At 55.5% G+C, this 25,168-nt stretch carries 26 protein-coding genes; 13 read left to right on the forward strand and 13 right to left on the reverse strand.

All coding sequences use genetic code 11. From position 1 onward, the window contains the following. Positions 1 to 118: 118 nt before the first annotated feature. Positions 119 to 298 carry a hypothetical protein gene (locus ACWI0H_RS03415; RefSeq protein WP_485874856.1) on the reverse strand — a complete coding sequence of 60 codons (180 nt, stop codon included), beginning with the start codon at positions 296 to 298 and terminating at the stop codon, positions 119 to 121. A 104-nt stretch (positions 299 to 402) separates the two neighbouring features. On the opposite strand from ACWI0H_RS03415, the gene ACWI0H_RS03420 reads away from it, so the two are divergent. Together ACWI0H_RS03420 and ACWI0H_RS03425 are read left to right on the forward strand one after the other, a co-directional pair. Beyond that, positions 403 to 681, forward strand: coding sequence for a type II toxin-antitoxin system RelE/ParE family toxin (locus tag ACWI0H_RS03420; RefSeq protein ID WP_126981786.1), 279 nt, complete (start codon positions 403 to 405; stop codon positions 679 to 681). Further along, positions 681 to 974 carry a HigA family addiction module antitoxin gene (locus ACWI0H_RS03425; protein WP_336273371.1) on the forward strand — a complete coding sequence of 98 codons (294 nt, stop codon included), beginning with the start codon at positions 681 to 683 and terminating at the stop codon, positions 972 to 974. Before ACWI0H_RS03420 ends, ACWI0H_RS03425 begins: the two co-directional genes overlap by 1 nt. Positions 975 to 1,012: 38 nt before the next feature. Here the strand turns inward: ACWI0H_RS03425 and ACWI0H_RS03430 are convergent, their stop codons facing one another. The 3 genes from ACWI0H_RS03430 to ACWI0H_RS03440 form a co-directional block, all read right to left on the reverse strand. Continuing rightward, positions 1,013 to 1,252, reverse strand: a complete 240-nt coding sequence (locus ACWI0H_RS03430; protein WP_485874859.1) for a hypothetical protein — start codon at positions 1,250 to 1,252, stop codon at positions 1,013 to 1,015. A gap of 151 nt (positions 1,253 to 1,403) precedes the next feature. Further along, entirely contained in the window at positions 1,404 to 1,586 is a 183-nt protein-coding gene (locus ACWI0H_RS03435) for a hypothetical protein (RefSeq protein WP_485874861.1), read from the reverse strand. 32 nt (positions 1,587 to 1,618) lie between these two features. Further along, positions 1,619 to 2,815, reverse strand: a complete 1,197-nt coding sequence (locus tag ACWI0H_RS03440; RefSeq protein WP_008958839.1) for a UbiH/UbiF/VisC/COQ6 family ubiquinone biosynthesis hydroxylase — start codon at positions 2,813 to 2,815, stop codon at positions 1,619 to 1,621. 98 nt (positions 2,816 to 2,913) lie between these two features. On the opposite strand from ACWI0H_RS03440, the gene ACWI0H_RS03445 reads away from it, so the two are divergent. After that, on the forward strand, positions 2,914 to 3,771 hold the full coding sequence (locus tag ACWI0H_RS03445) for an NAD-dependent protein deacetylase (RefSeq protein WP_485874863.1): 858 nt from the start codon (positions 2,914 to 2,916) through the stop codon (positions 3,769 to 3,771). Positions 3,772 to 3,821: 50 nt separating this feature from the next. Here the strand turns inward: ACWI0H_RS03445 and ACWI0H_RS03450 are convergent, their stop codons facing one another. From ACWI0H_RS03450 to ACWI0H_RS03460, 3 genes are all read right to left on the reverse strand, one after another. Beyond that, a complete protein-coding gene (locus ACWI0H_RS03450) occupies positions 3,822 to 4,322 on the reverse strand; it encodes a PIN domain-containing protein (protein ID WP_485874865.1) in 501 nt (166 codons plus the stop codon). Then, positions 4,303 to 5,382, reverse strand: coding sequence for a helix-turn-helix domain-containing protein (locus ACWI0H_RS03455; RefSeq protein WP_485874867.1), 1,080 nt, complete (start codon positions 5,380 to 5,382; stop codon positions 4,303 to 4,305). The genes ACWI0H_RS03450 and ACWI0H_RS03455 overlap by 20 nt, the downstream gene beginning before the upstream one ends. A gap of 239 nt (positions 5,383 to 5,621) precedes the next feature. Further along, positions 5,622 to 6,245 (reverse strand): DNA-3-methyladenine glycosylase, encoded by a 624-nt coding sequence (locus tag ACWI0H_RS03460; protein ID WP_485874869.1) that lies wholly within the window; start codon positions 6,243 to 6,245, stop codon positions 5,622 to 5,624. Positions 6,246 to 6,315: 70 nt separating this feature from the next. On the opposite strand from ACWI0H_RS03460, the gene ACWI0H_RS03465 reads away from it, so the two are divergent. The 4 genes from ACWI0H_RS03465 (at position 6,316) to ACWI0H_RS03480 (ending at position 10,064) form a co-directional block, all read left to right on the forward strand. Beyond that, positions 6,316 to 7,779, forward strand: a complete 1,464-nt coding sequence (locus tag ACWI0H_RS03465; protein WP_485874871.1) for a protein adenylyltransferase SelO — start codon at positions 6,316 to 6,318, stop codon at positions 7,777 to 7,779. Positions 7,780 to 7,822: 43 nt separating this feature from the next. Beyond that, entirely contained in the window at positions 7,823 to 8,869 is a 1,047-nt protein-coding gene (gene dinB / locus ACWI0H_RS03470; protein ID WP_485874873.1) for a DNA polymerase IV, read from the forward strand. 109 nt (positions 8,870 to 8,978) lie between these two features. Further along, positions 8,979 to 9,806: an alpha/beta fold hydrolase gene (locus tag ACWI0H_RS03475; protein WP_485874875.1), complete on the forward strand. Its 828-nt coding sequence runs from the start codon at positions 8,979 to 8,981 to the stop codon at positions 9,804 to 9,806. Positions 9,807 to 9,815: 9 nt separating this feature from the next. After that, positions 9,816 to 10,064, forward strand: a complete 249-nt coding sequence (locus ACWI0H_RS03480) for a YkoF family thiamine/hydroxymethylpyrimidine-binding protein (protein WP_008958845.1) — start codon at positions 9,816 to 9,818, stop codon at positions 10,062 to 10,064. A gap of 68 nt (positions 10,065 to 10,132) precedes the next feature. Here ACWI0H_RS03480 and mapR read toward each other — a convergent pair whose 3' ends face one another. Further along, entirely contained in the window at positions 10,133 to 11,542 is a 1,410-nt protein-coding gene (gene mapR, locus ACWI0H_RS03485; RefSeq protein ID WP_485874878.1) for a GntR family transcriptional regulator MpaR, read from the reverse strand. Positions 11,543 to 11,882: 340 nt separating this feature from the next. Here mapR and ccoG point away from each other — a divergent pair, with 340 nt between their 5' ends. Further along, entirely contained in the window at positions 11,883 to 13,310 is a 1,428-nt protein-coding gene (gene ccoG, locus ACWI0H_RS03490; RefSeq protein ID WP_485874879.1) for a cytochrome c oxidase accessory protein CcoG, read from the forward strand. 58 nt (positions 13,311 to 13,368) lie between these two features. Further along, entirely contained in the window at positions 13,369 to 14,016 is a 648-nt protein-coding gene (locus tag ACWI0H_RS03495; protein WP_485874881.1) for a hypothetical protein, read from the forward strand. 100 nt (positions 14,017 to 14,116) lie between these two features. On the opposite strand, the gene gabT is transcribed toward ACWI0H_RS03495, so the two are convergent. The 5 genes from gabT to csiR all read right to left on the reverse strand — a co-directional run bounded on the left by gabT (position 14,117) and on the right by csiR (position 19,902). Continuing rightward, on the reverse strand, positions 14,117 to 15,394 hold the full coding sequence (gene gabT / locus ACWI0H_RS03500) for a 4-aminobutyrate--2-oxoglutarate transaminase (protein ID WP_339882957.1): 1,278 nt from the start codon (positions 15,392 to 15,394) through the stop codon (positions 14,117 to 14,119). A 149-nt stretch (positions 15,395 to 15,543) separates the two neighbouring features. Continuing rightward, positions 15,544 to 16,338, reverse strand: coding sequence for an EAL domain-containing protein (locus ACWI0H_RS03505; RefSeq protein ID WP_101145784.1), 795 nt, complete (start codon positions 16,336 to 16,338; stop codon positions 15,544 to 15,546). A 296-nt stretch (positions 16,339 to 16,634) separates the two neighbouring features. Continuing rightward, positions 16,635 to 17,849, reverse strand: a complete 1,215-nt coding sequence (locus ACWI0H_RS03510) for a CaiB/BaiF CoA transferase family protein (RefSeq protein ID WP_035587139.1) — start codon at positions 17,847 to 17,849, stop codon at positions 16,635 to 16,637. A gap of 67 nt (positions 17,850 to 17,916) precedes the next feature. Then, positions 17,917 to 19,095 (reverse strand): acyl-CoA dehydrogenase, encoded by a 1,179-nt coding sequence (locus tag ACWI0H_RS03515; protein ID WP_485874882.1) that lies wholly within the window; start codon positions 19,093 to 19,095, stop codon positions 17,917 to 17,919. Positions 19,096 to 19,197: 102 nt separating this feature from the next. Then, entirely contained in the window at positions 19,198 to 19,902 is a 705-nt protein-coding gene (csiR, locus tag ACWI0H_RS03520; RefSeq protein ID WP_485874884.1) for a DNA-binding transcriptional regulator CsiR, read from the reverse strand. A gap of 326 nt (positions 19,903 to 20,228) precedes the next feature. Here csiR and ACWI0H_RS03525 point away from each other — a divergent pair, with 326 nt between their 5' ends. The 4 genes from ACWI0H_RS03525 (at position 20,229) to ACWI0H_RS03540 (ending at position 25,104) form a co-directional block, all read left to right on the forward strand. Continuing rightward, positions 20,229 to 21,200 (forward strand): TAXI family TRAP transporter solute-binding subunit, encoded by a 972-nt coding sequence (locus ACWI0H_RS03525; protein ID WP_485874886.1) that lies wholly within the window; start codon positions 20,229 to 20,231, stop codon positions 21,198 to 21,200. 43 nt (positions 21,201 to 21,243) lie between these two features. Next, on the forward strand, positions 21,244 to 21,756 hold the full coding sequence (locus ACWI0H_RS03530) for a DUF1850 domain-containing protein (RefSeq protein ID WP_485876154.1): 513 nt from the start codon (positions 21,244 to 21,246) through the stop codon (positions 21,754 to 21,756). 32 nt (positions 21,757 to 21,788) lie between these two features. After that, positions 21,789 to 23,807 (forward strand): TRAP transporter permease, encoded by a 2,019-nt coding sequence (locus ACWI0H_RS03535; protein ID WP_485874888.1) that lies wholly within the window; start codon positions 21,789 to 21,791, stop codon positions 23,805 to 23,807. A gap of 166 nt (positions 23,808 to 23,973) precedes the next feature. Next, complete coding sequence (locus ACWI0H_RS03540; RefSeq protein WP_485874890.1) at positions 23,974 to 25,104, forward strand: NADH:flavin oxidoreductase; 1,131 nt, start codon at positions 23,974 to 23,976, stop codon at positions 25,102 to 25,104. Positions 25,105 to 25,168: the final 64 nt, after the last annotated feature.

Genomic DNA, 25,168 nt, shown 5'->3' on the forward strand with positions numbered 1-25,168 from the left:
GAGATGATTTTTAACGCCGTATAGACGAGTGCAGGCAGTTTTCGTACAAAGCCTAAGTGGTTAAGACGACACCAGAATCGAGCGCTGGCTTTTACCTAAAGCCAGCGCTGAATATCACTTAACGCAAAAACGCCCGCAACGTATCACTCGCCTGGTCAATGGATAACACGCCATCCAAGTGGCCTCGGTTGCCTTCCAGGGTTTCAATCGTCACGTCGGTGCCGTCTGCTTTAATCAGCTCGGCGGTACGGCGCACGCCTTGGGGCGCGAAGACGAGATCGTTTCCGCTGTACAGCATCAGTGTTGGTGCTTCGATAGGGTAAGTCTCATTTCAAAACTTTGCTTTTATTACGAGCTTAAATTTTTATTGGTGCTCGATGCGCAACGCGCTACAATATCCTCATGATTAAATCATTCCGTCACAAAGGACTGAAACGGTTCTACGCTAGTGGCAGCACTGCTGGCATACAGGCAGATCATGCTAAGAAGTTGCGTATGCAGCTTGCTGCTCTGGATACGGCTATTTCAGTGGAAGACATGGATATCCCCGGCTTTCGTTTGCATCCGCTGAAGGGGAAAGACAAAGAGCGATGGTCGATTTGGATCAATGGAAATTGGCGCATGACGTTCGAATTCCGGGACGGCAACGCTTACATTCTTGATTATGAGGATTACCACTAATGACGATGCATAACCCACCGCATCCCGGCGAATTTATTCGGGAGGTTTACCTAGCGCCCTTTGGCATTAGCTCCCGCCAGCTTGCTTCCAGTTTGGGTGTTTCACCCTCTACGCTTTCAAGGTTGCTGAAAGGGGGTAGCGGCATTAGCCCCGAAATGTCTTTGCGTTTGTCGAAGGTTCTTGGACGTACCCCGGAGAGCTGGCTGGCAATGCAGGATACATATGACTTATGGATGGCTCGCAGCACAATTAATTTGGACGATCTTCACCCTTTGGATTTTGAAGCCGCCTAAATAGCGCTGGCTTTAGTCTAAAAGCCAGCGCTCCCCCCTTACTGCAAAAACGCCCGCAACGTATCACTCGCCTGGTCAATGGATAGCACGCCATCCAAGTGGCCTCGGTTGCCTTCCAGGGTTTCAATCGTCACGTCGGTGCCGTCTGCTTCAATCAGCTCGGCGGTACGGCGCACGCCTTGGGGCGCGAAGACGAGATCGTTTTCGCTATACAGCATCAGAGTCGGTGCTTCGATGGCGGCAAGTCCTTCCTCTAACGAGTCGCCGTGGCCTGCCATAAAGGTTTGGTTGGCACGCACCAGATAGAGCAGGTGATTGGCATCGGAAGTGGCAGCACGTGCGGCGGCGACGTCATCCAGCGTTTGTTCAATCGCGTAGCGGGCGTTGATATCCTGCGCGGGGTCGCGCGCTTCGTCGGCCCAGTCGCGATTAAACGTCTCGTTGGCCCACTGCCAGTGGCGTCACCAGCTTCAGCGCTTCTTTTAGCCCGTCGGTAGGCGGTTCGCCGTCGTAGTAGTTACCTTCGTTCCAGTTGGCATCCAATCGAATTGGCGCTGCCCAGGCGCTTAGGGTTGCCTTTAACGAGGGTTTATTGTGATTGTTATGGGCCACCGGCAGTGGCCGCCCTCTCAGCGTAGTCGACCTTAGCGCATTTTGAACGGATTCAAGCCGTTGGCTTGTTGCATCATCATGCGTTTGGCGAACGGGAAACGCTCGGCAATTTGCAGGCTTAGATCGCCTAGCTGACGCAGGGGTTTGGCGCCGGTAAACAGGTGATGAAAGCTGTCGGTGGCGGCGATCATGGCCTGGTTGGCGACGCGGCGCTGGCACTCAAAGCGAAGTAGGTCAATCGGGTCACCTGGGTCGCGACCTTTGACGATGATCTCGGCCAATGTGTCGGCGTCGTGAAGGCCGATATTCAACCCCTGGCCTGCCAACGGGTGCACTACATGGGCGGCATCGCCAATCAGCGCCAGGCGCTTGCCGATATAGCGCTGGGCGTGCTGGCGCTTAATGGGAAAGCTGGCCCTCGCCACAATGCGAGTTATTTTGCCTAGGCGCTTGGGAAAGGCCATTTCGATGGCCGCTGTCAGTGCATCATCGTCCAGCTGTTCGCGGGCTTTGGTCGTCTCGTCGCGGTCATACCACACCAGGGAGGCGCGCTGGCCGGGCAGGGGTAGCATGGCCAGCGGGCCAGTGGGGGTAAACACCTGCCAACTGACGTCCTGCTGGGGCAGTTCGGTTTCCACATTAATGATCATCGCCCGCTGATGGTAGTCATAGCGGGTCACGCTGATGCCAGCCAGCGAACGCAGCGTCGATGTCGCACCGTCGGCGCCGACAATCAGGCGGGCGCTTAGGGTTTTGCCATTATCTAGTTCCAGTAGGCGGCTGTTCGTCGCCGACACTGTGCTTAACGGCGCGCACTGGGTGTAGCAGGTGACGCTGGGCAGCTGTTCCAGGCGTTGCCATAGCGCATACTGCAGCGTGCGATTTTCGATAAAGATGCCGAAGTCTTCCATGCCGCTATCTTCAGCGGAGAACAGCGAGTGGCCGGTGCCGTCCTGGTTGGAAACATCGATATGACGAAACGGGCAGCTACGCTCTTCCGGCAGGGTGGTGCCGCTTGCCTTGATAAATGCCAGCGAGCGCGCATTGAGCGATGAGATGCGCAGGTCATAATCGCCGCTGGGCGGGGTGGGGGCATCGCCCTGTTCCACCAGCCCGACAGAAAAGCCGGTTTGGCCCAAGCGCGCTGCCAGCGCGGCGCCGACCATACCGCCGCCGACAATGATGACATCATGGTCGTGCTGCCCAGAACGTTGCTCAGACTGTTGCATCATATGCTCCTTAAAATGAGGTGCCGTTGTGCATTGCGCAGGCGTTGGTTGTCATACAGTATCGTTGAGTTTGAGCAAGATTGCCTAGAGGTGAACGATTGACGCAGGCCGTGGAAATAGTAAATAGCGTTGCCCAGGCGGGTAAGGAGCTGGCAGCGTTTATCCAGCAGCACCCCAAACTGTGGGTGATTACCGGTGCGGGCGTAAGTACCGATAGCGGCATTCCGGACTATCGGGATGCGGATGGGCAGTGGAAGCGCCCGCCGCCAGTGCAGCATGGCGACTTTATGAGTTCTCATCATGTTCGTCAGCGCTACTGGGCGCGTGCGCTGATCGGCTTTAGCGCCTTGCGCGAAGCCCAGGCGAGTGGTGCGCACCATGCGCTGGCTGCGCTGGAGTCGCGGGGTTATATCCAGCAGTTAGTGACCCAAAACGTTGACCGTTTGCACCAGCGCGCCGGTTCCCGACGGGTGATCGACCTGCATGGCCGTGCGGACATGGTGAAGTGTATGGTGTGCGACTATCAAATGATGCGCCACGCCATGCATGCCGAAATGGCGCGCATGAATCCGAGCTTTACTGGTTTGCAGGCAGGCCATGCCCCGGATGGCGACGCCGACCTGGAAACCGACTTTAGCAGTTTCCGCATTTTCGACTGCCCGCGCTGTAGCGGCATCCTAAAACCTGACGTGGTGTTTTACGGCGATGTGGTGCCCGCCGAACGGCGGCTGGCAGCCCAGGTAGCGCTGGCCGAGGCGGATGCGGTGCTGGCTGTCGGTACCTCGTTGATGGTGTTTTCCGGCTACCGTTTCTGCCGCGCCGCCCACGAGCGTGGCATACCGCTGGCGTCGCTTTCGCTCGGCGTTACCAGGGCGGATGCGCTATTGACTCACCAGTGGCGTGCGCCGTTAACGCCGGTGCTTGAGCAGGCCGTTCGCTGTTTGCACGGAAACTAGAGCCCCTGAAAAAACTGATAGCGTTTTCTGAGCAATGTTGTTCATGCTCCTCATTGTCTGGAGCCAAACTTTGCCCGTTCAATATGTTTTGTGGCATCTTCCCAAGGCAATCTGCGTTTGCGTGCTTTCATCAAATCAAGTGAGGCTAAGCTCTCTTCATTGGACAATAGCCCGAACTCAATCATCTCAGTGAACACCCACAGTGTGCCTCTTATATCAACACCCTCGCGCCCAGCAAGGGCGCGCAGATTATTGTCCCCGGTAAGCAACGGGCAGGCTTCCTGCTTGGCTAAAGCCAGTGCTAGCCTGTCGTAAAAGCCGGGTTCTTCGCCATGCTCTTCTCCCAAGGTGATCGCATAATCGATATACAAGGATTCAACAACGAGTGTTTTTAACCCCATATCAATTAGGTACGGGCTGCCGTCTTCAATTTCTTCTTCATAAAGTACGTCAGGCATAGCGAAAACATAAGGAAGCTGAAAGAGTGTTTCCAGTATGCCCCCAGCTTCTAAATCAATTATTACGTTGGCGTCACTGATGAGTAACAGCATCAGCAGACTCCATTAGGCGTTCTCGATAGAAGCGCATTCTTGGGATGCCGAGTAGTTCAGCCGCCTTTGCCTCGGAAATAAGGTCTTCTGCTAATGCCCGATATACTAGCTGCTCAAATAGAGAAGGGGCTTCATTAGGTAGCGCCTCGCCAGGCTCGTTAGTCCTCCAGCCGCGAGTCGAGAACATTCGCATCGTTGCTTCTCGCAACCCGTCATGGATAACGCCACATTGAAACGCGCGCATTACCCACCCGGCCATCGAAAGGCCATACTCATGCTTTAAATGGTAAAGTTCTTGTGGCTCTAAGCGCTTTCTCTGAGAGCCAAGCTCCTTAACCACTGACTCTCTTGGTGCTAAAAACGCGCCAGCAAAACGGTCGCACGCCTTTTCTTCATTTACCCCGTCCGTCAATCGACCTGCAAAAAGCACATGGGCCAATTCGTGGGCGAGAGTAAAACGCTGGCGATCCCCAGGCCAGCGGGAAGACACCACTATCACAGGATAGTACTGCCCATCTGCTGTCATTGCTGTAGCAGTCATGCCCGAAAAAGCTTTGTGATTAACGTCGACAGACATTACCAGCAACCCTAAGGGTTCAAGCTCAGCGGTCAGGTCGGCAATTGGATTTAACCCAAGCTCCCAAGCGTGTCTTACATTCTCTGCGATGCTCTCAATCTCGTCCAAATCTTCTACTTGGCGAGGTACACAAAGAGGGACTGCGAAGTTTGGAATGGGCAACTCGGGGAACGCGTTAAGCAGTTCTACACGCTTTTCAATCATTTCCGTGATGCGGATTTGTACAGCATCAGAACGCTTCTTCCCAAACGTGCTGTGTTTACGAAATTCGATATTCGACAACGTCACCGTCGACTTCCGGAAAAAATATTCTGTGCGAACGCCGCACGCTTTCGCGATCTTGAGTAATTTAGAAGAGTCGGGTGTAACTTTACCCTTTTCATACTTCTGAATTGCCGCCTTGGAAACCTCAAGCTGCCGACCTAACGCTTCAAGCGTAAGGTCAGCAGCAAGGCGTGCCTGATGGATTCGTTGACCTAACATAGATGACATCCGGTTTACTTTTATGAAACTATTTTTTGAAAAGTAAACCTTGTGACAAGCAATAACCAGCGGAAAAAATTCACAGAAAAATTTTAACTAATGAAGAGGCTATCAGGGTTTTAGCGGAAGCAAAATCAGGAAAATGCCACTGGCATCGCTCTCGCTCGGCCTCACCCGAGCCGTTAACGCCGGTGCTCGAGTACGTCATTCGCTGTTTGCAGCCCTCTTAACGACCGCTATTAGCGCGCTTTCGATACCCACGGATTGTCTTCCAACCAGAGCCGCCATGGGGCATCGCGGTGTTCGGGCTGGGCGTAATCGATGCCCACTCGCGGGCCGCTAACGATTGAGGCGTCATGTGCAGCGGCGCTAATCCACAGCTTGTCAGCCTGGGTCATATCGTGACCATACAGCGCTTTATCGATCGTCAACGCACGTGTGAGCTTGCCGGGGGCATTGCTGAGCTGTTTTCCTAAGGCTTGTCGGGTAGCGCGCATGGCGGCTTCGTTAACGGTGGGCTCTACCGCACGAATCAGCACCGCGCAGGGCGAGCCTTCCGGCTCGGTCACCACGTTCAGTAACCAGTGCATGCCGTAAACCAGATACACATAGGCGTGGCCCGCCGGGCCGAACATCGCTTCTGTGCGCGGCGAGCGTCGTCGGTGGGCATGGCAGGCGGTATCTTCAGCACCGCAGTAGGCCTCGGTTTCGACAATTCTTGCCGCCATCTGCTCGCCGTTATGCTCGCGCACCAGCCAGCAGCCCAGCAGATCTCTCGCCACGTCAAGCGTGTCCCGATTATAGAAATCCCTTGGAAGTGGCGTCAGTTCGCTGTTTTTAACATTTGGTATGTTTGGCAACATCGCCTCGGCGTTTAGTTGAGTAGAATGCTAGGGTATTAGCTAACCACAGCCAATTGAAGCGGAGTGTATCGTGCTGTCATTTGAACATCTTTATGCCACCTTGCCTGAACCTCTCTGGGTCGCCACCCAGGCAACGCCCGTGGCCCACCCTGAGCTGATTGCTTTTAATGCGCCACTTGCCCGTGAACTGGGGGCTAACGACGTGCCAGAAGCTGCGACGCTGGCTCAGTGGTTTAGCGGCAACCAGACCATGCCGGGTTCTCAGCCGGGCGCATTAGGTTATGCAGGCCACCAGTTCGGTAACTTTGTGCCGCAATTAGGCGATGGCCGCGCGTTGCTGCTGGGCGAAGTGATCGACCAGAACGGCGTACGCCGTGATGTGCAGCTAAAAGGCAGCGGCCGCACGCCGTTTTCCCGCGGTGGCGATGGTCGTTCACCGCTAGGCCCGGTGCTGCGTGAGTACTTGGTCAGCGAATTTATGGCGGCGATGGGCATTCCCACCACGCGTGCCCTTGCGGCCGTCACCAGCGGCGAGCGCGTAGTGCGGCAAATGGCCGAGCCCGGCGCCGTCTTTACCCGCGTGGCGAGCAGCCATATTCGCGTGGGCACCTTTCAGTTTGCCGCTGCACAGCGGGATGACGCCTTGCTCAAAGCCCTGGCGGACCATGTGATTGCGCGCCACTATCCTGAAGCCGCCAACGCGAAAGACCCTTATTTGGCACTGTTAGAAGCCGTGGTGGCCCGTCAGGCGGTGCTGATCGCCCGCTGGATGAGCGTAGGTTTTATCCACGGTGTGATGAATACCGATAACTGCAGCATCGCCGGTGAAACCATCGATTACGGTCCGTGTGCCTTTATGGAGCAGTTCGACCCTCAGAAGGTGTACAGCTCCATCGACCAAGGCCGCCGCTACGCCTTTGCCAACCAGCCGGCGATTGCCCAGTGGAACCTGGCGCGCTTTGCTGAAACGCTGCTGCCGTTAATGCGTGAAGAGGGCGACGCGCTGGTGCAGCAGGCCACTGACGTCATTCGCCGGTTTGAATCACGGTTCAGCGCCGAGCAGCTTCGCCTGCATGCCGATAAACTCGGCTTGGCCTCGGAAGGCCCCCAAGCCGCGCCATTGATGGAAGCACTGGAAAGCCAGATGCATCAGGGGCGAATGGATATGACCGCGACCTTTGATGCGCTCACTCACTACGCCCTTGCACCCAGTGATGAGCACCGCGAGGCGCTGCTGGCGCTGACGACTCAGCCTAACGAGTTGACTGCGTGGCTGGAGAATTGGCAAGCCGAGCAGGTCGCCAGTCAAGACAGCCAGCGCTCTGCCGCCATGCGAAGCGCCAATCCGGTGATCATTCCCCGCAACCACCGGGTTCAGGAGGCTATTGATGCCGCTTACGATGGTGATTTTGCGCCTTTCCACTCCTTATTGGCCGTTGTGACCAAGCCGTTCGATGAATCCGTTGAAGCGCGCCGTTTGGCAGCGCCTGCTACGGAAAATGAGCAGGTACTGAGAACGTTCTGCGGCACCTGAGGCTGTGATAAACTGTGGTTTTTTACAGGTAGAAGGGTAGCCGGTGCGCAAAATCATTCACTGCGACTGTGACTGCTTTTATGCAGCAGTGGAAATGCGCGATAACCCCGCGCTGCGGGATATCCCGATTGCGATTGGCGGCAGCGTCGAGCAGCGTGGGGTGGTGGCCACCTGTAACTATCCCGCCCGCGAGTTTGGCATTCACTCGGCCATGCCCATGGCCCAGGCACTCAAGCGTTGCCCGCATCTCACCGTGATTCGCGGTGAGATGGCCAAATACAAAGAGGTCGCCCGCCAGGTCTTCGCGATTTATCGTGATGTGACTGAACTGATCGAACCGCTCTCCCTGGATGAGGCCTTTTTGGATGTCTCGGAAGTCACGGTGCATCACGGCAGCGCGACGCTCATGGCCGAAGCGATCCGCGAACGGGTCAGCCGCGAAGTGGGGATCACCGTTTCAGCGGGCGTTGCACCCAATAAGTTTCTGGCCAAGATCGCCAGTGATTGGAACAAGCCCGACGGCCTGTGCGTGATTACGCCGGATAAGGTTGATAGCTTCGTGCAACAGCTACCGGTCAAGAAAATCCACGGCGTCGGCCCGCGCACTGCCGAGAAACTGGCGGGGCTGGATATCCACACCTGCGCTGACCTACGTACCCGTACGCTGACCGATCTGGTCGAACGCTTTGGCCGCTTTGGTCGGCGGCTGCACGAGCTCAGTTGGGGACGAGACGAGCGCCCCGTTAAAACCCACCGGGAGCGCAAATCGGTGAGCACCGAGCAGACCTATGCCAAGGATTTGCCTAACCTTGACGCCTGCCGTCGTGAGCTACCCGCGCTGATTGAGGATCTGGAGCGCCGCTACGCCAGGCTTGATCCGCCACTGGCGGTGCGCGGGCTGATCGTCAAAGTGAAGTTCAGCGACTTTACCCAAACCACCGTCGAACACGCCGACCCGGCGCCTAACCTGGAGCAGTTCGAGACGCTGCTGAACGTTGGCTGGGCCAGAGGCGAGCGCCCCGTGCGCCTGCTGGGCGTGGGCTATCGGCTGGCGGAAAACAGCCAAGAGCATCAACTGTCGCTGTTTTAATTAGCCTGTTAACCCTTTTATGGATTGACGCTCCTCTAGGCCCGCGATAAAACAGGCGTATGATAGCCTGATGTATTTATCTCACGTTTGTTTACACACGAGCTCCGCCATGTCTGCTGATGCCGCTTCACGCCCCCGTTTAGTGTTTGCCCACGCCAATGGTTTTCCAGGGTTAAGCTACCGCAGCCTGCTGAACCCGCTGGCAGAGATGTTTGACCTCCACCCGCTGGATCGTCTTGGCCATCACCCTGATTATCCGGTGAATCATAACTGGGGCAACCTGGTGGATGAGCTGCTGAGCTACCTGCCCCAGAGCGATGCGCCGCTTTTAGGCGTGGGGCATTCGCTGGGGGGCACGCTGATGGCCATGGCGGCCGATAAGCAGCCCGAGCGCTTTTGCGGCGTGATCATGCTGGATCCGCCGTTGATGCTGGGAACGGATGCCTGGGCGATGAAAGCCGCCAAACGGTTCGGCTTTGTGGACCGGGTAACACCTGCGGGTAAAACCCTGGGGCGGCGCACCGTGTGGCCAAGCCGCGAGGCAATGGCCAACTCACTGGGTCGCCGGGGCTTGTTTCGCCGCTTTACCCCGGAAGCACTCAACGACTACATTGAAGCAGGAACACGTTTATTGGATGACGGCAGCGCTGAGCTGACCTTTGACCCGCGTATCGAGGTGGAGATTTTTCGCCATCTGCCGGATCACCTTTCGCGCCTTCCGCAGCGGCTGGGCGTGCCGATCGAGCTGGTGGCCGGTAACGAATCGCACCTGCTGACGGCGTCGCGCATCAAACGCTTGAGGCGCAAAGGGTTAGCGGTGAGCGAGGTTCCCGGCACGCATATGTTTCCGATGGAGCACCCGGATGAGACGCGTGCTGCCATTTTGGCTGCTTGGCAGCGCATTGCTAACGCCAAGCAGTTTTCCCACACAGCGTAAGGAGGCGTTATGTACCTTTCCGTACAGCTTAGCTATTACCCGCTGGCCGATGACTTCAAGCCGGTAGTCAAAGAGGTGGTGAAACGCCTAGAGGCGACGGGACTGGAAGTGCACCCGAACCGCATGAGCACTCAGGTATTTGGCGAGTTCGATGAGGTAATGGCAGCGTTAAGTGATGTGATGAAGTGGTCGTTTGAGACCCATGGTAAGGCGGTATTTACGGCTAACTTTTTGGAAGGCGACCGTCGGCCTCGGTAACTGAAACAGAACCTCTGTGTTGGATCAGCCGTTGCCACGCCTCTTTGAGCATGCGATTTTTCATGTCGTTAAAACAGGCTCAGTAACTTGCCCAGCGTTTCCATACCGCGTTCGCTGCGTTGGGTCCAGGGATGGCCATAGCTTAAGCGCACACAGTGGCGAAACTGTTGGGTCGCGGAAAAAATCGGCCCTGGCGCCAAGCTAACGCCCTGGTCCAGCGCTGTCTTAAAGAGCTGAAGCGAATCCACCTGTTCGGGGAACTCCACCCACAGGAAGTAGCCCCCAGCTGGGCGGGTGATGCGAGTTTGGGCAGGGAAGTAGCGGTCTGCCGCTGCCAGCATGCTGCCCTGCTGGGCTTCCAGAGCGTGGCGCAGCTTTCGCAAATGGCGGTCATAACCGCCGTGTTGCAGGTAGTCGGCAATCGCTGCCTGTGCGGGCACGGAAGGGGAAATAGTGGTCATTAGCTTCAGCCGCGAGATAGCCTGAGCATAGCGGCCGCCTGCTACCCAGCCGACCCGATAGCCAGGCGCCAAGCACTTTGAGAAGGAACTGCAGTGAATCACCAACCCCTCATCATCAAAGGCTTTGACTGGCGCCGGTGGCGTGCTGCCAAAGTACAGCTCGGCATACACGTCATCCTCTAGCATGGGCACTTGATGGTGTTTTAACAGCTGATACAGCGCTTGCTTATGCGCTTTACTCAGGCTGGCACCGATTGGATTTTGCAGGTGACTCATAAACCAGCAGGCTTTGATGGGCAGCGTCTCCAGTCGCTCTGCCAGTACCTCTAGGTCGATCCCTTCCCGTGGGTGTACCGGAATTTCCACGGCGCGCAGTTTTAGGCGCTCCAACACCTGCAGGCTGGCGTAAAATGCTGGGGACTCGATCGCCACCAAGTCGCCCGGTTGAGTGACGCACTGTAGGGCTAGATTAAGCCCCTCCATCGCGCCATTGGTAATCACCAGCTCTGCCATCGGCAAGTGTATGCCGCCCAGCATGTAGCGCAGCGCAATTTGCCGGAGCAGGTCGGTATGCCCGGTGGTCATCGCGGCCACCACCTGCTGGGGCGATAGCGCACGCAAGCCCCGCGTCATACTGATACTCAAGCGAGAGAGCGGAAATAGCTCGGGGTCAGGAAAGGCCGAGCCAAAGGGCACTGTCCGATCATCCTGCAAAGAGTCGAGTACCGAGAACACCAGCTCGCTGACTTCCACCTCCGCTGGGTCGGTGGGCTGAAGCGTCACCCGGGGTTCCCCTAATAAGCGGCGCGCATGTTCACGAACAAAGTAGCCCGAGCGTGCCCGCGCGGTAATCAGCCCCCGGTTCTCAAGTAAATAGTAGGCCTGGAAAACCGTCGAAGGGCTAATGCCGTGATGGCGGCTAGCTTGGCGCACCGAAGGGATTCGCTCGCCAGGGCCAAGCACACCTTCGCTAATCAACGTGGCTATCTCATCGGCAAACTGTTCGTAGCGTTTCATTGGATAAACCGTGGGTGCATGAAATGGAACGCCAGTCGGCTCGCCCCATTATTGGCAGGCACGGCGCGGCTCCCGATTGTTAGAAAGCCTCATTGTGTTTTATTTGGAAAGTGTAAAACAGACTCAAATACAGTCATAAAAAGCGTATCAGAAAGTCAGGACATGGGGGAGCAGAGACGATCTGATACGGCTTATTTCTCTAAAACTGCGCCTGTTTGTATTGGCGCTGCCTAGGCATAGTGACGCCTAACTCAGTCGCTCAATGACAAAGGCATGATCATCCACTTAGCGACGCCCCTCGACCGTATAGACCTCCGTTCCCTCTTTTCTGGATATCGGTATGACGCAACGCATTCCACTGCAAGACCTGACGACAGAGACAGTGGTTGAACACTATTCGCCTACGCCTAAGCCACCCAGTAGCAAGCCACCGCAACTTGGGCATATTTATGTGCGAGAAATAAAGGGCTTTTTTCAGCGCATTCGACGTAGCTCCAACTGGCTGCTGATGGCGCTCTATTTTGGCTTGCCGTGGCTCCAGTGGGGGCATCGGCCAATGGTTTGGTTTGATCTCTCTGCCCAGGAGTTTCACCTATTTGCAGCAACGTTTTACCCCCAGGACTTTATCTTACTAACCTGGATTTTGATGATCTGCGCCTTTGGTCTGTTTTTGATCACGGTCGTGGCGGGGCGGGTGTGGTGTGGCTACAGCTGCCCGCAAAGTGTATGGACGTTTTTATTTATCTGGTTTGAACACCGCCTGGAGGGGCCACGGCACCGCCGAATACGCCGTGACACATCACCTAACACGCTTGATACGTTATGGCGGAAAGGTGCCAAACATACCGCTTGGCTACTGATAGCCCTGGGAACGGGCATCACCTTCGTGGGTTATTTTACGCCGGTGGGTGGACTCGTCAGGGAGTTGCTTAGTCTGGATGCGCATCCTTGGGCTGTCTTTTGGATCGGCTTTTTTACACTATTTACCTACTTGAATGCTGGCTGGTTGCGCCATCAGGTGTGCCTGCACATGTGCCCCTATTCACGCTTTCAGTCGGCCATGTTCGATAGCAATACGCTAATTGTTTCCTACGATAATGACCGCGGTGAGCCGCGTCGTAACCATCGAAAAGACGTTGAGGAAGCGCCTGCAGGGGACTGTATAGACTGCGAACTCTGCGTTCAGGTGTGCCCTACGGGGATCGATATTCGTGATGGGCTGCAGTATGAGTGCATTGGCTGCGCGGCGTGTATTGATGCTTGCGATAGCGTCATGGCGCGGATCGATAAACCGCTTGGCCTGATTCGTTACACGAACGAGCGCGCCCTTGAGGGTAAAAAGACACGTTTTTGGCGCCCTCAATTGTTGGCGTATACGGCGGCGTTACTCTCCATGGTGGTGCTGATGGTCGGCTTCTTGAATGCTCGGGTGCCAATTAATGTAGAAGTCGCCCGAGATCGTCAGACATTGTTTGAGGAGACGGTAGAGGGTCGTATTATCAACTACTACAACGTGACGCTGCGTAATCAAGATAGCCAGCAGCATCGCTACGCATTATCGGCGACTGGGTTGCCAGGACTTCGTTTACAAGGAGTCGACACGTTAGAGTTGGCAGCTAATGAAACGCGGTCTTTACGCCTTGCACTGAATGCCGGTGAGGAGGCGCTGACCCAGCCCAGTCATGCCGTGGAGCTGCATATCATTGCTTTAGATGACCCTTCGATTACCTACACCAACGAGACGCGTTTTTTAGGGCCTATTCGTTAGTAAGCGGGTTAGATAAGTTATCATTAAACTACATAAGACATGGGGCGAGGATATCATCATGTTAACAGCGCTTGTTTTTTTGATGATTTTGGTGGGAGTGACGATTTCTTGGTATCAAATCTATCAAATGCATTTCAATATTAATACATATGATAGCGCCAAACTTTCGGGTAAGAAAAACAGGCAGTTCGAAAAGCTTAGAGTCTATGAAAAGAGAGCAGTTGAAAACCAAGATGCCTCCCTGCTTGATGAAGCGGCTGTGGATGTATTCGGTGATGATTTTAATGTGGCAGCATTACGGATTGCTTTTTCTAAAGAGGGGCGGGAGATTTATGGAGTACCACTTTTAAGACGTAAAAAGGGTTTGGTTTTAAATTCGTCGAGCAAAAAGGGGAGGGGTAGTACAAGTGCTCGCCATGCTCTTTGCTTCAAGACGGGGCTGCCTTCAATCAACCTGAGAAGCTTTTTTATGGTCGCCGTCATTGCTAACGGTGGGTTGATTCAATTATTGGCGGCCATGAGTATCTATACCATTCACTATGAAGTCAGTGTGTCGGTTTTAGAGTGGATTAATCAACCTGTGATGATAATGTCTGCGATATTTTTTATTGTGCTCTTGAACTACTTGATCTCTAAAGTGGATGCTTATCTGCATGACCTTTATCAGGTTGGAAAATTGAATCAGCTGGCGCCTTTATTCAAGTGATGTTGTTAGGTTTGACGTTCTTTTAAATGAGGCGGTAGCCTCATTGGCTAGACAAAAACGCCGCCCGATTGGGCGGCGTCTGTTTGAGCATCGATAATTCTTAGGTCAACGATTCCAGGCAGGACTCAATGATATCCAAACCTTCGTTAAGTACGTCGTCTTGAATGGTGACAGGCATCAGGAAACGGATGGTGTTGCCGTACATACCGCATGAGAGCAGGATCAAGCCCTCTTCACGGGCTTTCTTGCACAGCGCGGCCGCCAGTTCAGGGTTAGGCGTGTGATCTGCTTTGTTCGATACCAACTCAAATGCGGCCATCGAGCCCATATTGCGCACGTTATCGATGCAGTCAAACTTGCCCGCCCATTCATTGAAGCGCTTCGCCAGCTTGTCGCCCAGCGCTTGGCTCTTCTCCAGAATATTCTCTTCTTCAAACACTTCCATCACGGCCAGCGCTGCGGCACAGGCGGTGGGGCTACCGGTGTAAGTGCCGCCCAGTGAGTTAGGGCCTGATGCGTCCATGACTTTGTCGGTACCGACAATCGCGGAGATCGGCATGCCGTCGGCCATACTCTTGGCCATGGTCATGATGTCCGGTTCAACGCCGCTGTGTTCGATGGCAAACATTTTGCCGGTACGGCCAAAGCCTGACTGCACTTCGTCGATGATCATCAGGATGCCGTGCTCATCGCAGATTTCACGGATCTTGGTCAGGAAGCTGGTAGAGGCTGGGTAGAAACCGCCTTCACCTAGTACCGGCTCAAGCACGATGGCTGCGGTATCTTTGGGGTTGGCATCGGTTTTTAGCGTCATCTTAAGGCCACGAATGGCTTCATCTTCGCTAACGCCGTGGTAGGGCACTGGGTAAGGGGCGCGGAAGACGGTGCCCGGCATCGGGCCGAAGTCGCTCTGGTAAGGCGCTACCTTGCCGTTCATGGCCATGGTGAAGAAGGTACGGCCGTGGTAGCCGCCGTCAAAGCAGATAACGTTGGAACGGCCGGTGGCTGCGCGGGCGATCTTGACGGCGTTCTCCAGCGCTTCAGCGCCCGAGTTAGCCAGCATGACCTTGGCGTGGCCACGAACAGGCACGATCTGGCTGAGTTTTTCAGCGACTTTGACATAGCCTTCATAAGGCATGACCGTCTGGCAGGTGTGCATCAGCTTATCAAGCTGGGCTTTTACCGCCGCGACTACTTTCGGGTGGCGGTGGCCCACGTTAAGTACGCCAATGCCGCCTGCAAAGTCGATGAAGCGGTTGCCGTCAACGTCCCAGATTTCAGAATTTTCAGCGCGGTCGGCGAATGCCGTTGCGGGGCTAGCAGCGCCAGCAGCGACATATTTGTGTTTCAACTCGTTCAGTTCGGCATTGCTGCTCATGGCTTACTTCCTAGATTGATGAGAGATGTTCTTTCAGCATAGTGCGTATCTGTAAGCATAGTGCCTAATAGCGTTACTTACATGGGTGACGATGCAATGACAACCTTGCTACATAGCGGTTGCGGCCTGTCCTAACGATAACGGAAGAATTAAGCCCTGTTTAGCGTTTTAACAGCTAGGCGCAACTCTTGAAGGTGCTCCGTCAAGTCGCCGCTAAGGGCGTTCACTGCGGGCCTGGCAAAATAAAAGCCCTGCTGACGGACAATACCGGCCCGGGCCAGCCACAATGCCTCGGCTCGGGTTTCTACGCCTTCGGCGATCAGTCCCATGTCGAGCTCTTGGGCGAGTAAAATGATGGCGTTCAACAGTGCTTGGCGGCGTGGGTCGCTATCGCAGTGCATCACTAATTCACGATCGATTTTGAGCGTGTCAGGGGTTAAGTCAGTGAGCAGATCCAGGTTGGCGTAACCGTTGCCAAAGTCATCGAGTGCCGTTTTGAAACCCATCGAGCGATAGGCATCAATGATATTGCATAGGTGCTGGCGGTCGCGGACACGCTCGGTTTCGGTGATTTCAAAAATGAGCCGGTTCGTTGGCCAGCCCACCCGCTTTGATACTTCTAGCGTTGCCTGTATACAGGCTTCGGGTTCGTAAACGGCGTTGGGCAAAAAGTTAATCGAAAGATTGGTTTGCATGCCCAGTGCACTGGCCATTTCGATTGCTTTCACTCGGCAGGCCTGGTCAAAGCGGTAGAGCAAATCACTCGTGACTTGCGAAATAACGCTCCCAGCAGACTCGCCTTGCATACCGCGAACCAGCGCCTCGTAAGTGACGATTTCAGCCAGTGATAAATCCACAATCGGTTGAAAAGCCATGGTGAATTCAAAAGGCAATTCGCCTTCACAGCGTTTACAGCTGCCATTAACGCGTGCGCACTGGCTCATGGCTGCTCCTGATGGTGTCAGTAACGGCGATTGCCGCTAAAGCGTTTATTAGAAAAAGCGCTTTCTTTACGCTATATGGAAGCGCTTTGCGATGCATATTTTTCTGATGCTCAGTTTTTGTAATGCCTAGTTTTGTAATGCTTAGTTAGAATATTAATACAGTGTTGGTATAGGTTTTGTACAGAAATTTTGCCTGTATCGCGCTTTTGCTTACCGCTTTTCTTTCAGTAAAAAGGCATAAAAAAGCGCCTATTCAGGCGCTAAAGAAAGGAAGTGGTTTTGACGACAAAAAGCGACTAAATAATGCCCGCTTCGCGAAGCGCCGTACGCTGCTCCGGAGTAATCCCAAGCTCTTCCAACACGCTTTCTGTGTGTTGGCCCAAGTGGGGCGGCGCCGTGGTGGCACTCAGTTGAGCACCATTAAAGCGGATAGGATTAGCCACTAGATCAACGTGGCCCGCTTGGTCGTGGGGCAGGGTCTGTTTGAGCCCGCGCGCTTTTACATGCGGGTCATCGAACACCCGATCGAGCGTATTGATCGGCCCGCAGGGCACACCGACCGCTTCAAAGGCGGCCAGCCATTCATCGGTGGTGCGTTGGGCCAGCGCCGCTTCCAATTGCGGTACCAGCAGTGCCCGGTGATTCACCCGGGCACCGTTGGTGGCAAAGCGTGGGTCTTCAGCCAAGGTCGGTAGCGAAAGCACCGTGCAAAAACGCTTGAACTGCTCGTCATTGCCGACCGCCATAATCATATGGCCATCTTGGGTGGCGAACGCCTGGTAAGGCACGATGTTGGGGTGGGCGTTACCCAAGCGCTGGGGCACATTGCCGGAGGTCAGGTAATTCAACGCCTGATTGGCGAGCACACCCACCTGGACATCCATCAATGCCATATCAATATGGCAACCAACGCCGCTATCGCGGCGCTGATAAAGCGCGGCGAGTATCGCATTGGCCGCATACAGCCCGGTAAAAATATCGGTAAACGCGACGCCGCTCTTCACTGGCCCGCCGCCAGGTTCGTCATCGGGCTTGCCGGTTAGGCTCATAATCCCGCCCATGGCTTGAATCATAAAGTCGTAACCCGCCCGGTGGGCGTAAGGGCTTTCCTGGCCAAAACCGGTAATCGAGCAATAGATCAGCTTAGGATTTAGCGCTTTCAGGCTGGCGTAATCCAAGCCATAACGCTTGAGGCCGCCGACCTTGAAGTTCTCTATCAGCACATCCGATTGCGCGACTAACTGCTTAATGACCGCTTGGCCTTCGGGCTTGGCCATATCGACGGTCACCGAGCGTTTGCCGCGGTTAGCGCACAGGTAGTACGCCGACTCTTCAGTGCCCGCCAGCCAAGGAGGGCCCCAGTGGCGAGTGTCATCGCCGCTGCCGGGGCGTTCAACCTTGATGACATCCGCGCCCATATCCGCAAGCATTTGACCGCACCACGGCCCGGCCAGTACGCGGGAGATATCGAGTACTTTAATGCCGGCCAGTGGTTTGGTTGGCTCACTCATAAGGGGCTTGCTCATAAAGGCGGTTTCCTTGGCTGTTGGCGTTTAACGGGGCGTCATTCAGGGGTTCTTAAAAGAATGCCTGAATACCCGTTTGTGCGCGGCCCAGAATCAGCGCGTGCACATCGTGAGTGCCTTCGTAGGTATTCACCGACTCCAGATTGACCATATGGCGAATCACGCCGTACTCATCAGAAACGCCGTTGCCGCCGTGCATGTCGCGCGATTGACGGGCGATATCCAGTGCCTTGCCGCAGTTGTTGCGCTTGATCAGCGAGACCATTTCCGGCGCCCAGTTGCCGCTATCCATCAATCGGCCGACTTGCAGCGCTGCCTGCAAGCCCAGAGTGATCTCGGTTTGCATGTCGGCGAGTTTTTTCTGGATCAACTGATTGGCGGCCAGCGGGCGACCGAACTGCTTGCGGTCGAGGGTGTACTGGCGTGCGGCATGCCAGCAGAATTCAGAGGTACCCATGACGCCCCAGGCAATGCCGTAACGGGCTTTGTTCAGGCAGCCGAATGGGCCTTTCAAGCCGCTAACGTTGGGCAGCAGGTTCTCTTCGGGAACGAAGGCGTTATCCAGCACGATCTCACCGGTAATCGATGCGCGTAGTGACACTTTGCCTTCGATTTTAGGGGTCGTGAAGCCTTCGGTGCCGCGCTCAACGATAAAGCCTTTAATCTGATTATCGTGGGCTGCTGATTTCGCCCAAACCACAGCGATATCGGCGATTGGGCTGTTGGTGATCCACATTTTGGCGCCGGTCAGGCGGTAGCCACCGTCAACTTTTTCCGCCCGGGTAATCATATTGCCGGGGTCGGAGCCGTGGTCGGGCTCGGTCAAACCAAAGCAGCCCACCATCTCGCCGCTGGCCAACTTAGGCAGGAATTTTTGCTTCTGCTCTTCAGAGCCATACGTTTCGATGGGGTACATCACCAGCGACGACTGCACGCTCATCGCAGAACGGTAACCGGAGTCGACGCGCTCGACTTCACGGGCGATCAGGCCGTAGGCCACGTGATTAACGCCTGCGCCGCCGTACTCGGGGGAAACCGTGGCACCCAGTAGGCCAAGCTCGCCCATTTCGCTCATTATTTCGCGGTCAAAACGCTCTTCGCGGAAGGCGGTCAGCACGCGGGGCTGAAGGTTTTCCTGGCAGTAATCGTAGGCGGCATCGCGGATCTGGCGCTCTTCGTCGGTGAGCTGTTGTTCCAGTAGCAGCGGGTCGTCCCAGTTAAAGTGTGTCATGGCGTGATTCCTAAGTGCGTGGGCAGGAATAAATGCAAAATAGCTGACAATCAATGTATCGCCGTTTTTATAAAATATCTACATTTTTTTAAAACGCAGAATTTAGCGGATGCCGCGCGCCTCAAGCACGCGAGTAATGATCGGCACCGGGGTCATCAAATGGTCGCGCATTAAGCTGTCGGCCTGGGCGGTGTCCCTGGCTAGAATGACCTCCACCAGCGCGGCGTGCTCCTGGCGCTTTAGCTCCAGCGCTTGGGGTGACATCACGGTTTCCTGTAGCCATAGGTGTCGGTAGCGCTCCACCTGGTTAAACAGGGTATCGCGCATCTGCAGCAGGTGAGGAGAGTTGCAGCCACTGGCGATGGCGGTATGGAAGGCCTTGTGGCGTTGATCCCAAATGTCGAGCAACTCATCCGGGGTGCTGACATCAGTGACCTTGGCCAGCCGGTGAGCCGTGGCCAGCACCATGGCTTCCCAGTCGTCATCTCCGCGCTCGATGGCTAGACGCAGGATTAACCCCTCAAGCTGTGCTCGAGCATCGTAAATGTCGTTGAGTTCGGCCAGCGACATCGGGGCCACTCGGTAACCGCGTTGGCTGATCGCCACCACTAAGCGGTCTGCCACCAGCTGTGAGAGCGCTTCCCGCAGCGGCCCGGTGCTGGCGCCGTACTGCTCTTTCAGGTGGCTCATCAACAGCTTCTGTTCTGGAGCGTAGCGGCCTCGGATAATGTCATGCTTGAGTTGCTGGTAAGCACTGATGGCCAGATTCTGGCGCGGCGCGCCTTTCTCAAAAACATTGAGCTCCATAGCGGTAAGGCTCCTGGGCGACTGAGGAAGGGAAGAATTATCGACTATAATGGCCAAATAATAACAATTTGGCATAGAGGAATATATTTATGCAGAATTTCATCATTTTTCTGCGTCGACCTCTGTCAAGGGCTGGTCTCAAGTGCGAAGCCTAATTAAGGGTGGCGCAGCGCTGATAACCCTCATTAGCATCTAACGCACAAGCCGTGCTAACTTCTCCTCCACCGCTTCTGGTTACTTTTAGATAGTTAGCAGAAGCTGGGGCTTCAACACCTCCTTTTTCGTCAACCATACCTATAAGTCCAAGCAGGACGGAGGAAACGCTCATGCGAACTCTACGCTCTCTATATACCACTGCCGCTGCCGCTTCTATGCTCGCAGTTGCGCTTCCCGCAAGCGCTCAACAACTTTCAATCGCTACCGGCGGCACGGGCGGCGTTTATTACCCGATCGGTGGTGGTTTTGCCGAAATGATCAACAACCACATCGAAGGCGCCCAGGCGACCGCTGAAGTGACCGGTGCCTCGGTTGAGAACATGGGCCTGATCATGCGCGGCGATGCGGATCTTGCGCTGGCACTGGCTGATACTGTCTATCAGGCCTACACCGGTACCGGTGACTTCGAAGGTCGTCAGATCGAAAACACTCGTGCGCTGGCGTCGGTTTACCCTAACGCAGTACAGCTGGTCACCCTGGCCGAGTCGGATATCGAGTCGATTGCCGACCTGGAAGGCAAACGGGTTTCCGTTGGTGCGCCGGGTAGTGGCACCGAGCTGAACGCGCGTGCACTGCTCGAAGCCAACGGCGTCAGCTACGACGATTTCACTCCCCAGCGCCTCAACTTCAACGAAACGGCCGATGCGATTCGTGACGGTGATATCGATGCAGGCTTCTGGAGCGTTGGCCCGCCGACCAGCTCCATTCTTAACCTAGCCGCCACGCGTGATATTCGTCTGATCGGTCTTTCCGATGAAGAAGTGGCCAATGCCCAGGAAGAAGAGGCGGTATTTGCCCCTTACGAACTGGCAGCCGGTATGTATGACGGCATGGATGAAGCCGTACAGACCATTGGTATTCCCAATGTTCTCGTCGTCAATGCCGATATGGGCGAAGAGCTGGCCTACCAGCTGACGCAACTGCTGTTCGAAAACACCGATGAGCTGATTGCCGTTCACCCGGCAGCGAACGACACCACCGTTGAGTTCACCATGGACTCTACCCCGGTGCCGCTACACCCAGGTGCACTGCGCTACTTCGAAGAAGTCGGTGCTGAAATTCCGGATCGTCTGCGTCCGTAACCGCTAAAGTGCATTGAAGGATAGTGCATTGAAGGATATTGCCATGCAGTGGCAGCAACGACTGTTGGCGCTACTGATTGCATGTTCTCCGTTCGCCGAAGTGGGGGCTTTCCCCGCTTCGGCGTCGGCGTTTATGCGCCTAGCCGTCGTGACTGAGCAAGGCGACACCCTGGTGGATGAAGCGGTGCCTGCTGGTGGTCGCTGGTGTATAAAGTGGCAGCACTCCGTTGAGCATTTTACGGTGCTGGATTGCTATCGTAATGCAGCGGGCGTCATGCAATTGGAGCGTAGTCATCAACCTGATTTTGCCGCGGGGCTCGGGCATATTTTTGGCCGCGGCGAGCAGGTGTCAGACGGTGAAGGCGGTTACTGGATTAATGCGATTAACGAGCCTGTCACCAATAACCGGTATGTATTGAGAGTTGGCTCCCCAGCTGTCAACCATCGCGTAGTATGGCCTGGCGGTGAGCATGCGCCGGTGAGCCTAAGTGATCACGCTGCTGGGCAACGCGTGACCATTCAGCTAATAGCCCCTCACGCATCCCCGCGTGAATAAAAACGACATTAGTTAACGCTTCCGAGGACTTCATGAACGAATCCAAGCAACCGCCAAGCGTGATGCCGGGCGGTAATGCGATTCAACCCCGCATGGTGCTGTGGTCGATCACCATTGTGGCGGTGGGTCTTTCCCTGTTTCAGCTTTATTCAGCCGGTATTCAGCCCTTGGGGCTCTTTTATCAGCGCAGTATTCACCTGGCATTGATTATGATGCTGGCGTTTTTAATGTTTCCCGCCTTTGGCCCAACTCGCAAACGTGGAGTAGTGGGCTGGGGACTTGATCTGCTGTTCTTTGCCGGTGCGGTGCTGACCGGTGGCTACCTGGTACTCAACCTGGATGAGATATTCAGCCGTGCCGGATTCTGGAACAGTACCGATATTCTGGTCGCCTGCATTGCCACGGTCACGGTACTGGAAGCCAGCCGCCGGGCGGTGGGTTTCGGGATGACCGTGATTGGCTTGCTGGCGATTGTCTATGCGTTTGCCGGGCCACGGGGCGAGCTACCATGGCTTGGTGAGTGGATGCCGGGCATTTTGGAGCACCGCGGCTATACCATTGACCGGGTCGCTGGTCAGCTCTATCTGGGGCAAGAAGGCATCTTTGGCCTGCCGCTAGGCGTTGCGGCGACCTATATCTTTATCTTTGTGCTGTTTGGTGCCTTTTTGGAGTGTACCGGGGCAGGCAAGTTCTTTATCGATATGGCCTATGCGGCGACGGGCCGCCAGAGGGGTGGCCCCGCCAAAGCAGCGGTGCTGGCCTCCGCCGGGATGGGGTCTATTTCCGGCAGCGCGATTGCGAACGTGGTCACCACCGGTGCCTTTACCATTCCGCTAATGAAGCGCTTGGGCTACAAGGCCAAGCAGGCGGGCGGTATTGAAGCGGCGGCGTCGACCGGTGGGCAGATCATGCCACCGTTAATGGGCGCCGGGGCGTTCTTGATTGCCGAATACACCAATACGCCTTACTTGGATATCGTCAAAGTCAGTATCCTGCCAGCGATTATGTATTTCGCCACGGTTTACCTGTTCGTCCACATCATTGCGCTTAAGCAAGGCATGCAAGGGTTACCCAAGGACGAACTGCCGCAGATGCGCCAGGTAATGAAAGAGGGCTGGCACTTCCTGCTGCCGCTAGCGGTGCTGGTATGGCTGCTGGCGATGAGCATGTCGCCGATGCGGGTAGGCTACTACGCCGTTGTCACCATGGTGGCCGTGGCGGTGATTCGTTATGCATTGTGGTTCTTGTTTGTCGCGCCTCGTCAGGGGCAGCCGGTAACCGCCACCGCGATTAAAGACGTCATACGTGCTGGCTTTGCCAAGCTGATCGAAGGCCTTGAGTTAGGCGCGCGCAACGCTGTAGCGGTTTCCATGGCCTGTGCGGTCGCCGGGATTATCGTCGGCGTTGTCGGGCTAACCGGCCTGGGGCTGAAGTTCTCCTCCATGATGCTGGCCTTCTCCGGCGGTAACATCCTGCTGGCGCTGTTAATGGTGCTGCTGGCCAGTTTGATCCTGGGGATGGGGCTACCGGTCACCGCTAGCTACATCGTTTTGATTGTGCTGGTGGGTCCCGCGCTTACCCAGGAGTTTGGCATTCCGCTACTGGTCGCGCACTTAGTGGTGTTCTGGTACTCCCAGGACTCCAATGTGACGCCGCCCATCGCCTTGGCAGGCTTTGCCGGGGCGGCGATTGCGGGCAGTAAGCCGATGGAGACCAGCTTCCAGGCGTGGAAGTTTGCTAAGGGCCTCTACTTGATTCCGCTGTTCATGGTCTTCAATCCAGAGATCATTATGGGCGGGCCGGTACCCGTGGTGATCTGGAATGCAGTGATCGCTATTTTGGCATTGGGTGCGTTTGCTGCCGCCTTGGAAGGGTACTTGTTTACCCGCATGTCTTGGCTGCCGCGCATCGCGATTACTGCAGCGATTATTGCCGTGTTCTACCCCAATCTGCTCAGTGAGATTGCCGGTGTCGCAGTAATGATCGTCGCCATTGGCGCCAATTGGCTGGCTAGCAAGCGCGAACCGGAGGTGACGCCCGTTAGCGGTTAACTCTTGGTGCTGGACGCTGTTTAATCACAGCGATTAGAACGCTATTCAAAGGCCCTGGGTTTATCGCCCTGGGCCTTTTGCTATTGCTACCGTTATATCTTGCTATCCATACAACCACTCTGTTTAAATATATTGCTATATTTCTATATATAAAAGGACGAAAGTGATGTTATCTAAACAGAACCTATCGGCACCTCTCTTTGAAACGTTTACTCTGGGCAACATGACCCTAAGTAACCGTATCGTGATGGCACCCATGACGCGTAACCAGTCGCCTGGCGGGGTGCCCACTGAGGACGTGGCGGCTTACTACAAAAGCCGTGCCGTAGGTGGGGTGGGATTAATTATCACCGAAGGTACCTATATTGATCACCTAGGTGCTAACGGCTACCCCGGCGTACCCGCTTTTTACGGTGAGCAGGCATTAGCAGGCTGGAAGCGCGTCGTAGAAGAGGTTCATGCCGCGGGCGGTAAGATTGCACCGCAGCTTTGGCACGTAGGCCGTGAGCGGCGCCCAGGCGTTGAGCCAGATACCAGCGTGCCCGGCTTTGGCCCGATGAGCATCGTGGAAGACGGCGTTGAAGTAGTTCGGGCCATGAGCGAAGACGACATGCACGAAGTCGCCGCCTCGTTTGCCCGCGCTGCCAGTGATGCCAAACGCATTGGCTTTGACGGCATCGAACTACACGGCGCCCATGGCTATTTGATTGACCAGTTCTTATGGGCCGAGAGTAACCAGCGCACCGATACCTTTGGCGGCAGCGCGGAAAATCGCTTGCGCTTCCCACGTATGATTGTAAGTGCAGTGCGTGAAGCAGTGGGCCCTGAGTTTCCGATTATGTTCCGTTTTTCACAGTGGAAGCTCTCCGACTACGACGCCATTATCGCTGAAACCCCTGACGCGCTTGGTGAAATACTCAAGCCGCTGGCCGATGATGGTGTGGATATTTTTCACGCCAGCACACGCCGCGTCTGGGAACCTGGTTTTGAGGGCAGTGATAAAACCTTGGCAACGTGGACTCGCGAGTTAACCGGCAAGCCGGTTATCGCCGTGGGCAGCGTTGGTCTCGATAAAACGTTCCGTACCGGGCACTTTACCCGCACTGAAGACCCGACTTCCAAAAGCCGTGTCAATGTGGAAGAGCTGGCCATGTGGCGCGCACGTGATGACTTTGACTTGATTGCCATTGGTCGCGCGCTGCTTTCTGACCCGCAGTGGGCTAACAAAGTACGTGATGGTCGCCTTGACGAGCTTTCTGACTTTGACAGCAGCGCGCTCGACATCCTAGTACGTTAAGTTCAATCCTTTGATGCGAAAGGGTCAGGCTGCCTCGGCAGTCTGGCCCTTAACGCGTATAATG

It is taken from the genome of Halomonas sp. NYA30, from assembly GCF_976980765.1.

Excerpts from the sequence above, each read along its gene's own strand:
- csiR (WP_485874884.1), bottom strand. The coding sequence starts at position 19,902 with ATGGAGCTCAATGTTTTTGAGAAAGGCGCGCCGCGCCAGAATCTGGCC.
- mapR (WP_485874878.1), bottom strand. The coding sequence starts at position 11,542 with ATGAAACGCTACGAACAGTTTGCCGATGAGATAGCCACGTTGATTAGC.
- ACWI0H_RS03480 (WP_008958845.1), top strand. The coding sequence starts at position 9,816 with ATGTACCTTTCCGTACAGCTTAGCTATTACCCGCTGGCCGATGACTTC.
- ccoG (WP_485874879.1), top strand. The coding sequence starts at position 11,883 with ATGACGCAACGCATTCCACTGCAAGACCTGACGACAGAGACAGTGGTT.
- ACWI0H_RS03415 (WP_485874856.1), bottom strand. The coding sequence starts at position 298 with ATGCTGTACAGCGGAAACGATCTCGTCTTCGCGCCCCAAGGCGTGCGC.
- ACWI0H_RS03525 (WP_485874886.1), top strand. The coding sequence starts at position 20,229 with ATGCGAACTCTACGCTCTCTATATACCACTGCCGCTGCCGCTTCTATG.
- ACWI0H_RS03505 (WP_101145784.1), bottom strand. The coding sequence starts at position 16,338 with ATGAGCCAGTGCGCACGCGTTAATGGCAGCTGTAAACGCTGTGAAGGC.
- ACWI0H_RS03510 (WP_035587139.1), bottom strand. The coding sequence starts at position 17,849 with ATGAGTGAGCCAACCAAACCACTGGCCGGCATTAAAGTACTCGATATC.
- ACWI0H_RS03420 (WP_126981786.1), top strand. The coding sequence starts at position 403 with ATGATTAAATCATTCCGTCACAAAGGACTGAAACGGTTCTACGCTAGT.
- ACWI0H_RS03455 (WP_485874867.1), bottom strand. The coding sequence starts at position 5,382 with ATGTTAGGTCAACGAATCCATCAGGCACGCCTTGCTGCTGACCTTACG.
- ACWI0H_RS03540 (WP_485874890.1), top strand. The coding sequence starts at position 23,974 with ATGTTATCTAAACAGAACCTATCGGCACCTCTCTTTGAAACGTTTACT.
- ACWI0H_RS03460 (WP_485874869.1), bottom strand. The coding sequence starts at position 6,245 with ATGTTGCCAAACATACCAAATGTTAAAAACAGCGAACTGACGCCACTT.
- ACWI0H_RS03515 (WP_485874882.1), bottom strand. The coding sequence starts at position 19,095 with ATGACACACTTTAACTGGGACGACCCGCTGCTACTGGAACAACAGCTC.
- ACWI0H_RS03450 (WP_485874865.1), bottom strand. The coding sequence starts at position 4,322 with ATGCTGTTACTCATCAGTGACGCCAACGTAATAATTGATTTAGAAGCT.
- ACWI0H_RS03430 (WP_485874859.1), bottom strand. The coding sequence starts at position 1,252 with ATGGCAGGCCACGGCGACTCGTTAGAGGAAGGACTTGCCGCCATCGAA.
- ACWI0H_RS03535 (WP_485874888.1), top strand. The coding sequence starts at position 21,789 with ATGAACGAATCCAAGCAACCGCCAAGCGTGATGCCGGGCGGTAATGCG.
- ACWI0H_RS03530 (WP_485876154.1), top strand. The coding sequence starts at position 21,244 with ATGCAGTGGCAGCAACGACTGTTGGCGCTACTGATTGCATGTTCTCCG.
- ACWI0H_RS03440 (WP_008958839.1), bottom strand. The coding sequence starts at position 2,815 with ATGCAACAGTCTGAGCAACGTTCTGGGCAGCACGACCATGATGTCATC.
- gabT (WP_339882957.1), bottom strand. The coding sequence starts at position 15,394 with ATGAGCAGCAATGCCGAACTGAACGAGTTGAAACACAAATATGTCGCT.
- ACWI0H_RS03425 (WP_336273371.1), top strand. The coding sequence starts at position 681 with ATGACGATGCATAACCCACCGCATCCCGGCGAATTTATTCGGGAGGTT.
- ACWI0H_RS03495 (WP_485874881.1), top strand. The coding sequence starts at position 13,369 with ATGTTAACAGCGCTTGTTTTTTTGATGATTTTGGTGGGAGTGACGATT.
- ACWI0H_RS03475 (WP_485874875.1), top strand. The coding sequence starts at position 8,979 with ATGTCTGCTGATGCCGCTTCACGCCCCCGTTTAGTGTTTGCCCACGCC.